General features: G+C 56.9%; 7 protein-coding genes, 1 tRNA gene and 2 pseudogenes. 5 read left to right on the top strand and 5 right to left on the bottom strand.

Going from position 1 to position 12,047, the window contains the following annotated elements; all coding sequences use genetic code 11:
* Positions 1-11: 11 nt before the first annotated feature.
* Entirely contained in the window at positions 12-656 is a 645-nt protein-coding gene (locus HV753_RS26005) for a TetR/AcrR family transcriptional regulator (protein ID WP_175177473.1), read from the bottom strand.
* 115 nt (positions 657-771) lie between these two features.
* Between HV753_RS26005 and HV753_RS26000 the strand changes: the two genes are divergently transcribed.
* From HV753_RS26000 to HV753_RS31420, 5 genes and pseudogenes are all read left to right on the top strand, one after another.
* Entirely contained in the window at positions 772-1,518 is a 747-nt protein-coding gene (locus tag HV753_RS26000; protein ID WP_175177472.1) for an SDR family NAD(P)-dependent oxidoreductase, read from the top strand.
* Between the two features lie 152 nt (positions 1,519-1,670).
* A tRNA-Lys gene (locus HV753_RS25995) sits at positions 1,671-1,746 on the top strand.
* Between the two features lie 190 nt (positions 1,747-1,936).
* Positions 1,937-2,889, top strand: a pseudogene (locus HV753_RS25990) (IS3 family transposase).
* 33 nt (positions 2,890-2,922) lie between these two features.
* Positions 2,923-3,168, top strand: a pseudogene (locus HV753_RS31265) (DDE-type integrase/transposase/recombinase); the annotation flags it as partial.
* Positions 3,147-3,281 (top strand): integrase core domain-containing protein, encoded by a 135-nt coding sequence (locus tag HV753_RS31420; protein WP_425485938.1) that lies wholly within the window; start codon positions 3,147-3,149, stop codon positions 3,279-3,281. The pseudogene HV753_RS31265 and the gene HV753_RS31420, both read left to right, overlap by 22 nt.
* Before the next feature lie 135 nt (positions 3,282-3,416).
* On the opposite strand, the gene HV753_RS25980 is transcribed toward HV753_RS31420, so the two are convergent.
* From HV753_RS25980 to HV753_RS25965, 4 genes are all read right to left on the bottom strand, one after another.
* Positions 3,417-5,594 (bottom strand): DUF262 domain-containing protein, encoded by a 2,178-nt coding sequence (locus HV753_RS25980; protein WP_175177470.1) that lies wholly within the window; start codon positions 5,592-5,594, stop codon positions 3,417-3,419.
* 295 nt (positions 5,595-5,889) lie between these two features.
* The gene (locus HV753_RS25975) at positions 5,890-9,111 is read right to left on the bottom strand and encodes a type I restriction endonuclease subunit R (protein WP_175177469.1); all 3,222 of its coding nucleotides are present in this window, start codon (positions 9,109-9,111) and stop codon (positions 5,890-5,892) included.
* Positions 9,108-10,412: a restriction endonuclease subunit S gene (locus tag HV753_RS25970; protein WP_175177468.1), complete on the bottom strand. Its 1,305-nt coding sequence runs from the start codon at positions 10,410-10,412 to the stop codon at positions 9,108-9,110. The genes HV753_RS25975 and HV753_RS25970 overlap by 4 nt, the downstream gene beginning before the upstream one ends.
* Positions 10,402-11,964: a class I SAM-dependent DNA methyltransferase gene (locus HV753_RS25965; RefSeq protein ID WP_175177467.1), complete on the bottom strand. Its 1,563-nt coding sequence runs from the start codon at positions 11,962-11,964 to the stop codon at positions 10,402-10,404. The genes HV753_RS25970 and HV753_RS25965 overlap by 11 nt, the downstream gene beginning before the upstream one ends.
* Between the last annotated feature and the right edge of the window lie 83 nt (positions 11,965-12,047).

The raw sequence follows: 12,047 nt of genomic DNA, 5'->3' as shown, positions 1-12,047 counted from the left end.
GGCTGTATCCGTCAGGAACGGGAACTGCCCGGCGGGAGGCCGGAAGGCGGCCGTCCCCCCGTCAGTGCGTCCCATGCGCACATGGCTTGCCGAGCCACCGCTTGCAGTGTTTTTCGGCTGGCGCCGTCGCGCGCCTGGATGGACATGCCGTGCAGCACGGTCGTGTAGAAAGCCGCCAGGCTTTTCATGTCGGCGCCGGCAGGCAGCTCGCCCTGTGTGACGCCCGCGTTCAGGCGGGCCAGGATGCGTCCTTGCATATCGCGACGGTTGTCGCACAGGAAGCCGCCAACGCTGGCGTGGTTGACACTGCCCGACGGTGCGCCCAACACGATCATGCAGCCGGGAGGCTGACCGGGAGCCGTGAAGCGTTCGGCTGCGGCCATCAGCATGGACTCGATGCCGCCACGCGCGGTGGGAGCGTCTTGCAACGCGCGGCGGGACGAGCCGCCTTCGGTGTTGCGGTAGAGCTCAACGGCTTCGCGAAATAGTCCTTCTTTTGAGCCGAATGCCCCATAAAGGCTGGGCGAGTTGATGCCCATCGCTTCCGTCAGATCGGTTAGCGATGCGCCTTCATATCCCTTCGACCAGAAAACTTCCATGGCCTTTTGCAAGGCCTGGGCCCGATCGAAGCTCCGGGGGCGCCCACGTTCTGCCATGCCGCGATTTTACTCGCGACAGATATTTTGTGTTGATCGATAAAAAAATGATTGACGAGCAAGTCGCAGCCCGGCGATTATATTTGTACCGATCACTACAAATTAAGGATGAATGATGGGTAATCTGACTGGAAAAGTGGCATTCGTGACGGGTGGCAGCCGGGGTATCGGCGCGGCCATCGTGCGGCGCCTGGCCGCCGACGGCGCCGACGTGGCCTTCACCTATGTCAGCGCCTCGTCCGCGAGCGCGGCGCAGGCGCTGGCGCAAGAACTGACCGTGGACGGACGCCGGGCGCGCGCGATCCAGGCTGATTCCGAAGACGCGCTGGCGGTCAGGCAAGCCGTGGAGGAGGCCATCAGTGCGTTGGGTCCGGTGGATGTGCTGGTCAACAATGCCGGCATCTTTGTGGCGGGCCTGATCGGCGATACCAGCGTGGAGGAATACGAGCGGACGATGGACATCAACGTGCGCGCGCCTTTCGTCGCGATCCGCACGGCGCAGGCGTCGATGCCGGACGGCGGCCGCATCATCAACATCGGCAGTTGCCTGGCCGCCCGCGCGGGACGCGCCGGCGTGGCGCTGTATGCCGCCAGCAAGTCCGCGCTGGTCGGGCTGACCCAAGGCTTGGCGCGTGATCTGGGCCCGCGCGGCATCACCGTCAATGTCGTGCACCCAGGGCCGATCAACACGGACATGAATCCGGCAGATGGCGAACGCGCCGGCGAACTGGTGGCCGTGCTGTCCTTGCCGCACTACGGTGAAACCGGCGACATCGCGGGAATGGTGGCGTTCCTGGCAGGCCCCGAAGGGCGCTACATCACCGGCGCAAGCCTGGCGGTGGACGGCGGCTACGCGGCATGAGTTCTTGGTCTTGAAAGTTTTTTGCCACACGACTTGCACAAACCTAAAAACCTACATATAATCTTGCTTCTTCGCACTACACACATAACGAAACGCAGACAACACACCGGCAACGGATGTGATGAAAACGAATCGAAAATGCGTGGATTGCAGGGCTGTTAGCTCAGTTGGTAGAGCAGCGGACTCTTAATCCGTAGGTCGAGTGTTCGAGCCACTCACAGCCCACCAGAATTCTCTAGTAGTATCAAGCGCTTAGCCCACCGGAAACGGTGGGCTTTTTGCTTTCTGGAATTTTGACCGCACTTTGGCCGCACTACGTCTTCGAAGGCCAGGGTCGGTGCTGTTACGGTATTCCCCCCGGAAACTAAGCGTCGTGGAAGGTAGAATTTTCTAACAGCAGGGTCTTGGAAAATTCTGCATAAAGACCCCACGATTCACAGACAGCCAGATCATCGCCATCCTGAAGCAGGTCGAGGCGCGCACACCTATTCCCGAGCTGTGCCGTGAGCACGGCATGAGCAGCGCCAGTTTCTATAAATGGCGTGCCAAGTGCGGTGGCATGGATGCACGACTGATGACGCGCATGAAAGAGTTGGATGCCGAGAACGCACGGCTCAAAAAGATGTATGCCGAGGAACGGCTGAAGGCCGAGATTTTGAAAGAGGCCATCGAAAAAGTGGTGAGGCCATCTCATCGACGTGAGATGGCCATGCGAGCGGTTCGAGAGCGAGCAGTGACGGTGCGCTTGGCCTCTGCTTCCTGTATCTGCGCAACGTCAAAGGCCTGAAATACAACCATAAGCGGGTGTATCGGATTTGGAGTTGAACCTCAGAATCAAACCCGCAAACGTCTGATTCGCGAGCAGCCAGAGCCGTTGACGGTGCCCGCAGCACTGAACGAAAGTTGGTCGATGGACTTCATGCATGATCAGCTTGCCGATGGACCCAGCATCCGATTGTTCAACGGGATCGACGACTACAACCGTGAAGGGCTCTGCATCGATGTGGACTTCTCGTTGCCCGCATTGCGGGTCATCAGGGCGTTAAACCAAGTCATCGAGTGGTGCGGCAAACCGTTGACGATTCGCTGTGACAACGGCTCTGAGTACGTCAGAGAAGCGCTGCGAGACCTGGCTGCACAACAAGAGGGATTACGCTGCAATTTATCCAGCCAGGAAAGCAGCAACAGAACGCCTATATCGAGCGGTATAACCGAACTGCTCGATATGACAGGCTGGTTCACTACATATTCGACAGTGTTTCTGATGTTCAGGATTACGCCACGAAGTGGCGGTGGTCATACAATCACGAACGCTCGAACATGGCGCTTGGCGGGATCACCCCAAAGCAAAAACTCGCCATCGCCGCATAGCTTCTACCGCCATGACGGTTAAAAGTGGGGGGAATGCCGTTGGACTTGGGGCGCCACCAACTTGCCGACAGGTGCGGCATTCGAGTACTCAAGATGATCGATGACTTCAACCGCGAGGCGTTGGACATCGAGGGCGAATTTTCGCTGCCCTCCGGGCGCCTGACTTGCACGCTCAAGCAGATCATCGACAGGCGAGGCAAGCCCTCAGCCATCCGGTGTGATAAAGGCTCCGAGTATCTAAGTGCGACAATCGTGCAGTGGGTTGCTGCTTGTGGGGCATCAAGCTCGAACACATCCAGCTTGGCAAGCCGCAGCAGAACGCCTATGTCGAGCGATTCAACAGGACCGCTCGCTACGAATGGCAGTTCCAACACCACTGGGAGGGGGGGTAGAGCGACTTACGAGGAACCGATTCAAGATATGGGCGCTGTGACTGCTGACGATCCGAAGCGGAAGCAGACGACCGTGAACGAAGCTCAGCTTAATCATCATTCAACGCGACCTTTTGCTGAGCTCGGTGTCCCGGATTAGTCGGCGTTTCCGAGCTCCATAGAAAGAGATGTTTCTCCTGACAGTTGGCGTTCCCCCGATTCCTTACGCCAGTCGCTTGCGAGTGCCCAGCCGCGTCCCTGCTCTTGGATGTACCAGTCGTTCCAGCCATTCCGGCTTGTCCCTGAAACCGCTTTCGATGCCGCAGAGAACGAGCCGTACCTTCCCTCAATATTGGGAATGACAATGGCCCCGTCGACGACGGTCGCCGTGTACTCGTTGCCTGCGTAAGTGAAACGACAGTGCGATCCGTTCGGCGGAAGGGCGTTTCTCCCAGAAATTAGCAATGAATCCTCATCCCCGCCGCGGATAAAAGCCTGAGTGCGTTTGGGCGCCGACCAGATATTGCGCGCTAATTCGAACAACGCTGCGCTTCGCCGGCGGATAGTGGGCTCATCCCACAATTCGAACTCCTGGAGTTCCCGGTTCAGTGCGAGTGCGGTAAACGCCCGGAGCGCAGGCATCTTCACCGAGAAATCCCCGTTGGACACCGCCGAGTTGAGCGCGCTGGTGATTAGGGTGAGGTTCCCGACCGTGTTCACTATGCTGTTTCGAGCTCGAACCCTCTCCGACAACTCGGGCCCGTAATCCGCCTCGGGGACACCTTCCATACCGGGCAGAGCCCAGTTTGTTTGCCACTTCTGCGGCATGATGTGCTCGATGGTAAGTGCGGAACGGATCTGGATATCCTCCGTCTTTGCCGTGTGTTTTGCAAGTTCGATATTTTCGAGGATATAACGCAGTCGCGGCTGGCGGGCGGGTCGATACTGCTCGCGCATGACCCAGCTGCGCTCCCAGTCAGCATCGTCAGGCCACCTGTCGATGTCTGACAGGCGGCTAGATAGATAGGCGATCAATTCGTCGACCTTGTCGCCGTCACTCGTTCTGAGTCTCGAGATCAGCGAAACAAAGAACCGGTTGTAGTTCTTGGTTGTCAGGCCACAGATGTCGCGGCGGACAATATAGCTCTCCAATGCGTCGAAAGCTTCGGTGAGGCGCGAAGCGACAGAGGGCTCCGTTGCCAAATAGATCGCCAATGGCATCGCGGTTGATACGTCGAACGCATTCGCCATTCGTCCGAAACGTCCGACTGGATCTCCTACGTTAGGGCTAGAAGAGAACAAACGCTGCTCGACTGCCGCAGTGGTCGAGATTGCCTCGAGCTCTTCCGCCACCGACGCGAAGGGTGCCTTGTCCAGCGTCCACTTCCGATAGCCAGTGAACAGATTTTCGATTGAAACAATGTCACCAATATTCATCGCGAGGTGATCGGTCAGCATCCAGTCAAGGCGCGAGCGTGTCTGACGACCACGAGACTCCTGAGATTTCCAGAAGTTCCGGTCGAGGGGTAGCCAATGCTTTTCATAGAGTTTGTCAACGTTGAGGCTACCATCGCTCTGGCCCAGATGCCCAGCACGCTGGAAGACGAAATTTCTCAACAGATCTGAAGGGGATAGAGGCATACCGCGGCTGTTCAACGTCTCGAAGATGGTCTGGGGATCGTCGCCACCCTCCAGTTCGATCGACACGATGGCCAGTCCAGACTTCATCGCCTCAAAGAGGGTTTCCAGACGGTTTTCCTGGTAGGCACCTCCGGCATTCACATGAACATCAATGCGTCTGCGAAATGCATCATATGCAGCGGTAGACGCTTTACCAATTAGCTCGTCATCTTCAGCAAGCCCTGCGATGCTTGAAAGATCTGCCTTGGAATCGACAAGCTCGACGAAGGCGCGTCGGTCAGTGATTGACGGCCACAGTTTGTATCGCTCCTCCTCTTCGTTCTCCATGACACCGTCATTTAGAAGGTATTTGCCAATTTCCCTGGCATAGCTGGATCCGTGCTCCTCTGCCACATCGCGTAGAGCAGCGAGTAAAAGCTGGAAGGTTGTCAATCGCTGCTGGCCGTCTATGACTTCAAATGCCTGAACTTGCTTGCCAAAGGTCTTGACCTGGCTGATGACAATTGCACCCATGAAATGGGGGATCAGACTTGATCTGTCCACCTCGATTCGCTTGACGGCACGCTCTATGTCTTCCCAAAGAAGCGCGATCTGCGGCGTCTCACGCCATGAATACTGGCGCTGATAGAGCGGAATCAAATAGCGGCGCTTACCGTCGAACAGATCGATGATCGACCGGGTAAATGGTTTCATTGTTCAATGAGGTCCAAGAATTTGAGGAGTATGCGATCGAGTTGGTCATCAGCACGACTAAAATCTACCAGTCCAAAGACTAGGGACCGTTCCGATGCGATCTTTTTTTATCGCAAATGGGTCGGATGACTTCTTAGGCGGACCGGCCTCGCTGTCCAGGAGCAGTCGTTGGCGATCGTCTGCTCCTGGACGGGAACAGTTCTCTCAAGTACGACAGCTATCGCCCCCTTACGGTCTCCCTGTAGCCCCTTCGCAGCACGAAACGGCTCGGTCCTGTGCGAATGGCGCTGCAACCTCAAGCAACCCATTCCTCTCCCAACCTTTCAGCCTGCATCAGAATCAGTTCAACGGCAGTATCCGCCATGTCAGGCGGATATTTGTACTTGCGCAATATGCGCTTGACCATAAGTCGAAGACTTGCCCGCACGCTTTCGCGTTTGGACCAGTCAACCGTGATGTTCTTGCGCAGGTTCTCCGTCAGTTCGTGCGCGATTTTCTTTAACGTCTCGTCGGTCAACTCGCGCACAGCAGACTCGTTGTTGGCCAGAGCATCATAGAAGCGGATCTCGTCGTCAGTTAGCCCCAGCTCTTCCCCGCGCTTTGTCGCTTCACGGAACTTCTTGGCCATGTCGACCAGTTCCTCCATGACCTGAGCCGTTTCGATGCTGCGGTTCTGGTAGCGCTTGATGACATTGCCGAGCATGTCGGAGAACTTGCTTTGCTGCACCAGGTTGCTGGCAAACTTGCTTTGGATTTCACCTTCCAGCAGGCGCTCCAGCAGCTCGACAGCCAGGTTGCGCTCGGGCAGGTTGCGAACCTGGGCAAGAAATTCGTCATCCAAGAGGCCGATGTTGGGCTTCTCCAGACCCACGGCGTCGAAGATGTCGACCACGCTTTCACTGACCACGGCCTGATTGATGATCTGGCGGATGGCCGCTTCGCGCTGCTCGTCGGTTTTCTTTTGCGTGCTGATGTCACGCTTGGTCAGTATGACCTTGACCGCCTGCATGAACGCCACTTCGTCGCGTAGCGCCTTGGCTTCATCCAACGTGCAGCAGAGGGAGAAAGCTTTGCTCAGGGCCAGCGTGTTGTCGGCGAATCGCTTCTTTCCGTCCAGCTTGGCGTCCTTGTCGCCCGCGGGCGGGCGTAGCGACAGGATGTGGTTTGCGGCGCCCGCCAGAATCTTGTGGCCGCCAGTCTTGAAGCCCGAGTAGTCGAAGCCGTGCATCATGCCGCGCAAGACGTCGAGCTTCTCCAGCAACACGGCAAAGGCTTCGTGCGCATCGACCGTGGGTTTGCCCCGGCCCTTGCTGGCGGTGTACTCCTTCATCGCGGCCTTGAGCTCATTGCCAATGCCGATGTAGTCGACCACCAGGCCGCCCTGCTTGTCCCGGAAGACACGGTTCACGCGGGCAATGGCCTGCATGAGGTTGTGGCCCTTCATGGGCTTGTCGATGTACATGGTGTGCACGCACGGCGCGTCAAAGCCTGTCAGCCACATGTCGCGCACGATGACCAGCCGCAATGGGTCTTTGGGGTCTTTAAAGCGCTTCTCTAGCCGTTTCTTGACCTGACCGCTGTAGATGTGCGGGCGCAGCAAGGCTTTGTCGCTCGCGCTGCCCGTCATGATGACTTTGATAGCGCCTTTTTCGAGGTCTTCGTCATGCCAGTCGGGACGCAGCTTGATGATCTCGTTATAGAGGTGCACGCAGATGTCGCGGCTCATCGCGACCACCATGGCTTTGCCATCTTGCGCTTTGTTGCGCTCTTCGAAGTGCTCGACGAGGTCGGCTGCCACGCTGGCAATGCGCGGTTCGGCACCCACGACTTTTTCCAGGGCAGCCCATCTCGATTTCAGGCGAGCCTGAGTCTGCTCTTCTTCGTCTTCGGCGAGTTCGTCGACCTCTTCATCCAGAGACGCCAGATCAGCCTCTTTTAATTTGAGCTTGGCCAGGCGCGACTCGTAGTAGATGGCCACAGTGGCGCCATCTTCCTTGGCCTGCTGCATGTCGTAGACATGGATGTAATCGCCGAACACAGCGCGCGTATCGCGATCGGTGCTGCTGACGGGTGTGCCCGTGAAGGCCACAAAGGTGGCGTTGGGCAGGGCATCCCGCAGGTGTTGGGCGTAACCCACCTGATAGGTGACTGTGGGTTCTGCGACCGCCAGCGCGGTGGTTACATCAATACCCAGATCATCGTTGGCAGCCAACTGACCGTATTCGCTGGTACTGAAGGATTTGCTTTTGCGAGTCTTGAACTTGGCTTCGAAACCGTACTGCGTGCGGTGGGCTTCGTCCGCAATCACAACAATATTGCCGCGGTCCGACAAGACCGGGAAGGTGTCCTCATCTTCTCCAGGCATGAACTTCTGGATGGTAGCGAAGACGATGCCGCCTGAAGGACGATTGGTCAGCAACCTGCGTAGGTCCTGACGGGTATCGGCCTTTACAGGCTGTTCCCGCAGCAGATCCTGCGACAGACTGAATACCCCAAACAACTGGCCGTCCAAGTCATTGCGATCGGTGATGACCACAATCGTGGGGTTTTGCATGGCCGGCTCTTGCATCACGCGAGCGGCAAAGCAGGTCATGGTGATGCTCTTGCCGCTTCCCTGCGTGTGCCAAACTACGCCGCCTTTGCCGCGTTGACTTGCGCCGGCCTGTAGCTGTGATGCCTCGACCACGTGCTGGATGGCCAACCGCACAGCGTGATACTGGTGGTAGCCGGCAATCTTCTTGATAAGGGCGCCGTCGTCCTCAAACAGGACGAAGTAGCGCAGATAGTCCAGCAAGTAAGCAGGTGCGAGCAGACCGCGCACGAGCGTCTCGAGTTCGTTGAACTGCCCTAATGGGTCAAGCTCTACGCCATCAATCGTGCGCCATTGCATAAAGCGCTCGGCGTTGGCGGACAGCGACCCATAGCGGGCTTCGCTACCGTCGGAGACGACCAGAATCTCGTTGTACTCGAAGACGTCTGGAATCTGTGCTTTGTATGTCTGAATCTGGTCGTAGGCCTTCCAGATGTCGGCATTCTCATTGACGGTGTTCTTCAGCTCAATCAGTACTAGCGGAAAGCCGTTGATGAACAGAATGATGTCCGGGCGTCGCGTATGGTGCGGGCCTTGGATGGTGAATTGGCTGACCGCCCAGAATTCGTTGTTTTGCGGGTTTGCCCAATCCACCAGGCGCACGAAGTCGCCACGAGTTTCGCCATCCTTTTGATACTCGACGTTCACGCCGTTGGTTAGCAGCTTGTGGAATAGGCGGTTGGCGGCCAACTGAACAGGGGTGTCTAGGTTCTCGACTTGCTTGAACGCATCATCACGCGCGGACGCGGGGATGTGGGGGTTCAGGCGGTCGATAGCGTCCCGCAGGCGCTGGGGCAGGATGACTTGTGCGTAGCCAGTGCGCTGCGGGTCCGGTCCATCGTGGGCGATATCTGGACCGCTGCGAACCGTGTAGCTTACCTCAGCAAGCCAGCCCAAGGTTTCCTGTTCGAGTTGGTCTTCGGTCATGACAACGCGCTCTCTACTTGTTCTTGGGCTTCGGGGAGGCGGATCTGGCCGGAGATAAGGCGGGGAAGCAGGGTGTCTCTAAGCTGCGCTAACGATGTCAGGGTCTGAAGGTTCACGAGCACCCGTTCCATAAGAACCTCCACGTTCGTTTCAAACCTGGCGATTATGCTCGGCGGTGGACTGGCCACTCTCACGCCTTTGAATGTTGCTGTGGTAATAGTGTCAAAGACTGAACCATGGGCTTGTTGCTTAAGATGCTCGACCAAGCGTTGTGTAGAGAAATAGGTAAAGAAAATATCGTTGTTTTGTCCTCTCAGTCCGTAGCAAGACTGATTCATTGCCATCTCACATCCCGTAAGAGCTAATTTACCAACCGTTCCCCGTGCGGAAATGATCGTTGTGCCAAATGGAAGCAGTTTTGTTGAAGATCCCTCCAAGCCTGCTTGAGTAATCTTCTTCTCCGTATTCACCACAAAGGTATCAGCACCGTTTGGCACGTCAACGACGGAGTACCAGGGTATGTGGCCTCCCCAGTAACCAGGATTGGAAGTCTTCGGCGTTCCCCCACCGATGATGCGGATCATTTCGTGGAAAGAGCGTGCACTCCATTGAGTCGGAATTAATCCAAGTCCTGACTCTTCAAACGAATCAGGGAACAGCGCTGCCGTTTCTTCATCCATCCCTTCGGGCTGACGGCCTTCCATTTTGGCGTGCACCGGGTCGAAGTCCACGAACCAGGACTTGAAGATGGCTTGGGCGATGAGTTCGAGGGTTTTGTTGGTTTCGCGCAGGAGCATGATGCGGTCGTCTAGCGCACCAAGACAACTAGCGATTGCTTGCTGAATATGTCTTGCTGGCGCAGGAATACTCAAATTGCTGAGTGCCGATACATAGAGATTTTTTTGAACGCTACCTTCAGCCAGAGTTTCAATAACAGGACGGAGGTGGCGTAGCACAAAGAATATATATCTTGGAATAGCATGGCTCTTTGGCTTGATGTTTATTACCGCCCGATTTCCGCACATGCGGTCACCCAGGAGTCCAACCCGCCCAATAGTTCCTGACTTGCTAATTGCCAAGGTTCCTGGCTCAAAAAGAGAAGCGCTCTTGCCCGCACTTCTAAACCCCTTTTCTGTGAGCGTCCTGGAAGTGTTGGTAACTAAGCCATCGTTTAAGTCAGTCGCGCGTAACCATTTAATATCACCATCAAAATAGTCGGGTTCGCGTTGTGAGGGGTTGACGTAACCTTCCTGGAAATCTGCTAGCTCACCCAGCTTAACCATCGACCATTCAGAACTCATACCCCAGCCCTCCCAGCTTTTGCCGGACTAGCGCATCCAGCTCCGCGCCTTTGGCCATCTGTTCGCCCAGCTTCTCGGTCAGCTTCCGCATCTTCTCGGCAAAGGCTTCATCGTCGTCCTCGACCTCTGCTGCGCCCACATAGCGCCCGGGCGTCAGCACATGCCCATGCTGGGCAATCTCGACCAACGACACGCTGCGGCAGAACCCCGCTACGTCCTCATACTCCGTGATGCTGGCGCCATCCTCGACTTCCCCACGCCACGCGGCCACGGTTTCTGCGATCCGCGCAATGGCTGTGTCATCCAGTTCAGCCTGCACGCGGGAAATCATTCTCCCCAGCTTGCGCGCGTCAATGAACAGCACTTCACCCTTGCGTTTTTTCTGCTTGGCCAAGAACCACAGGCAGGCCGGAATCTGGGTGTTGAAGAATAGTTGTCCGGGCAGCGCCACCATTACCTCCACCATGTCAGCATCAACCATGGCAGCGCGAATGACGCCCTCGTTGTTCTGGCTGGAGCTCATCGACCCGTTGGCCAGCACAATGCCTGCGCGACCCGTGGGCTTCAGGTGATACAGCATGTGCTGTAGCCAGGCATAGTTGGCGTTACCGTGGGGCGGGTCGCCGTATTCCCAACGCGCGTCGCCCTCAAGACTGCCGTGCCACCAGTCGCTGATGTTGAACGGTGGGTTGGCCAAGACGAAATCGGCGCGCAGGTCCGGATGCTGATTGCGGGTGAAGGTATCAGCCGGCTCCTTGCCAAGATTGAAGTCGATGCCTCGAATCGCGAGGTTCATAGCCGCCAAGCGCCAAGTAGTGGGATTGGACTCTTGCCCGTAAACGGACACGTCGCCAATCTTGCCGCCATGCGCCTCGATAAATTTCTCGGACTGCACGAACATGCCGCCTGAGCCGCAGCAGGGGTCATACACTTGACCCTTGTGGGGGGCTAGAACCTCTACCAAGGTCTTGACGATGCTGGCAGGCGTGTAGAACTGACCGCCTTTTTTGCCTTCGGCGCTGGCGAACTGGCCCAGGAAGTATTCGTACACCTGACCCAAGATGTCTCGGGCTGCGTTGGCGTCGCTGCCGAAACCGATGGTCGAAACCAGGTCTACGAGTTCGCCCAGCTTGCCGTCGGGAAGCTGGGCACGGCCATAGCGTTTATCCAAAATGCCCTTAAGCTTGGGGTTCTCCGCCTCGATGGCAGTCAGGGCATCATCAATGCGCTTGCCGATGTCGGGCTGCTTGGCGGCGGCACGGAGGCTGTCCCAGCGAGCCGCTTCGGGCACCCAGAAAGTATTGGCCGCAGTGTAGTAGTCGCGGTCTTCCAGCTCGGCGGTCAGATCTTCTTCGCTAGCACCGGGAAAGTGGAACTCATCGTTCTCGTCGGCGAAGCGTGCACGCAGTTCGGCTTGACGTGCCGCGAAGGCATCCGAGATGTACTTCAGAAAGATCAGCCCAAGCACCAAGTGCTTGTACTCGGCCGCATCCATGTTGGCGCGCAGCTTGTCTGCCGCGGACCATAACGTCCGCTTGATGTCGTCGATCATTGGTATGTAACTAATTTTGTAGTACTGGCAACGAGGGAAAGTAGCACACTGTGGCATTACCTACGCTTCGACATTCGGTAAGG

The sequence above is a fragment of the Achromobacter pestifer genome (genome assembly GCF_902859625.1).
GTDB lineage: Bacteria > Pseudomonadota > Gammaproteobacteria > Burkholderiales > Burkholderiaceae_B > Achromobacter > Achromobacter pestifer.
This window is presented reverse-complemented; position numbering and strand designations above follow the sequence as displayed.

Excerpts from the sequence above, each read along its gene's own strand:
- HV753_RS25965 (WP_175177467.1), bottom strand. The coding sequence starts at position 11,964 with ATGATCGACGACATCAAGCGGACGTTATGGTCCGCGGCAGACAAGCTG.
- HV753_RS25970 (WP_175177468.1), bottom strand. The coding sequence starts at position 10,412 with ATGAGTTCTGAATGGTCGATGGTTAAGCTGGGTGAGCTAGCAGATTTC.
- HV753_RS26005 (WP_175177473.1), bottom strand. The coding sequence starts at position 656 with ATGGCAGAACGTGGGCGCCCCCGGAGCTTCGATCGGGCCCAGGCCTTG.
- HV753_RS26000 (WP_175177472.1), top strand. The coding sequence starts at position 772 with ATGGGTAATCTGACTGGAAAAGTGGCATTCGTGACGGGTGGCAGCCGG.
- HV753_RS25975 (WP_175177469.1), bottom strand. The coding sequence starts at position 9,111 with ATGACCGAAGACCAACTCGAACAGGAAACCTTGGGCTGGCTTGCTGAG.
- HV753_RS25980 (WP_175177470.1), bottom strand. The coding sequence starts at position 5,594 with ATGAAACCATTTACCCGGTCGATCATCGATCTGTTCGACGGTAAGCGC.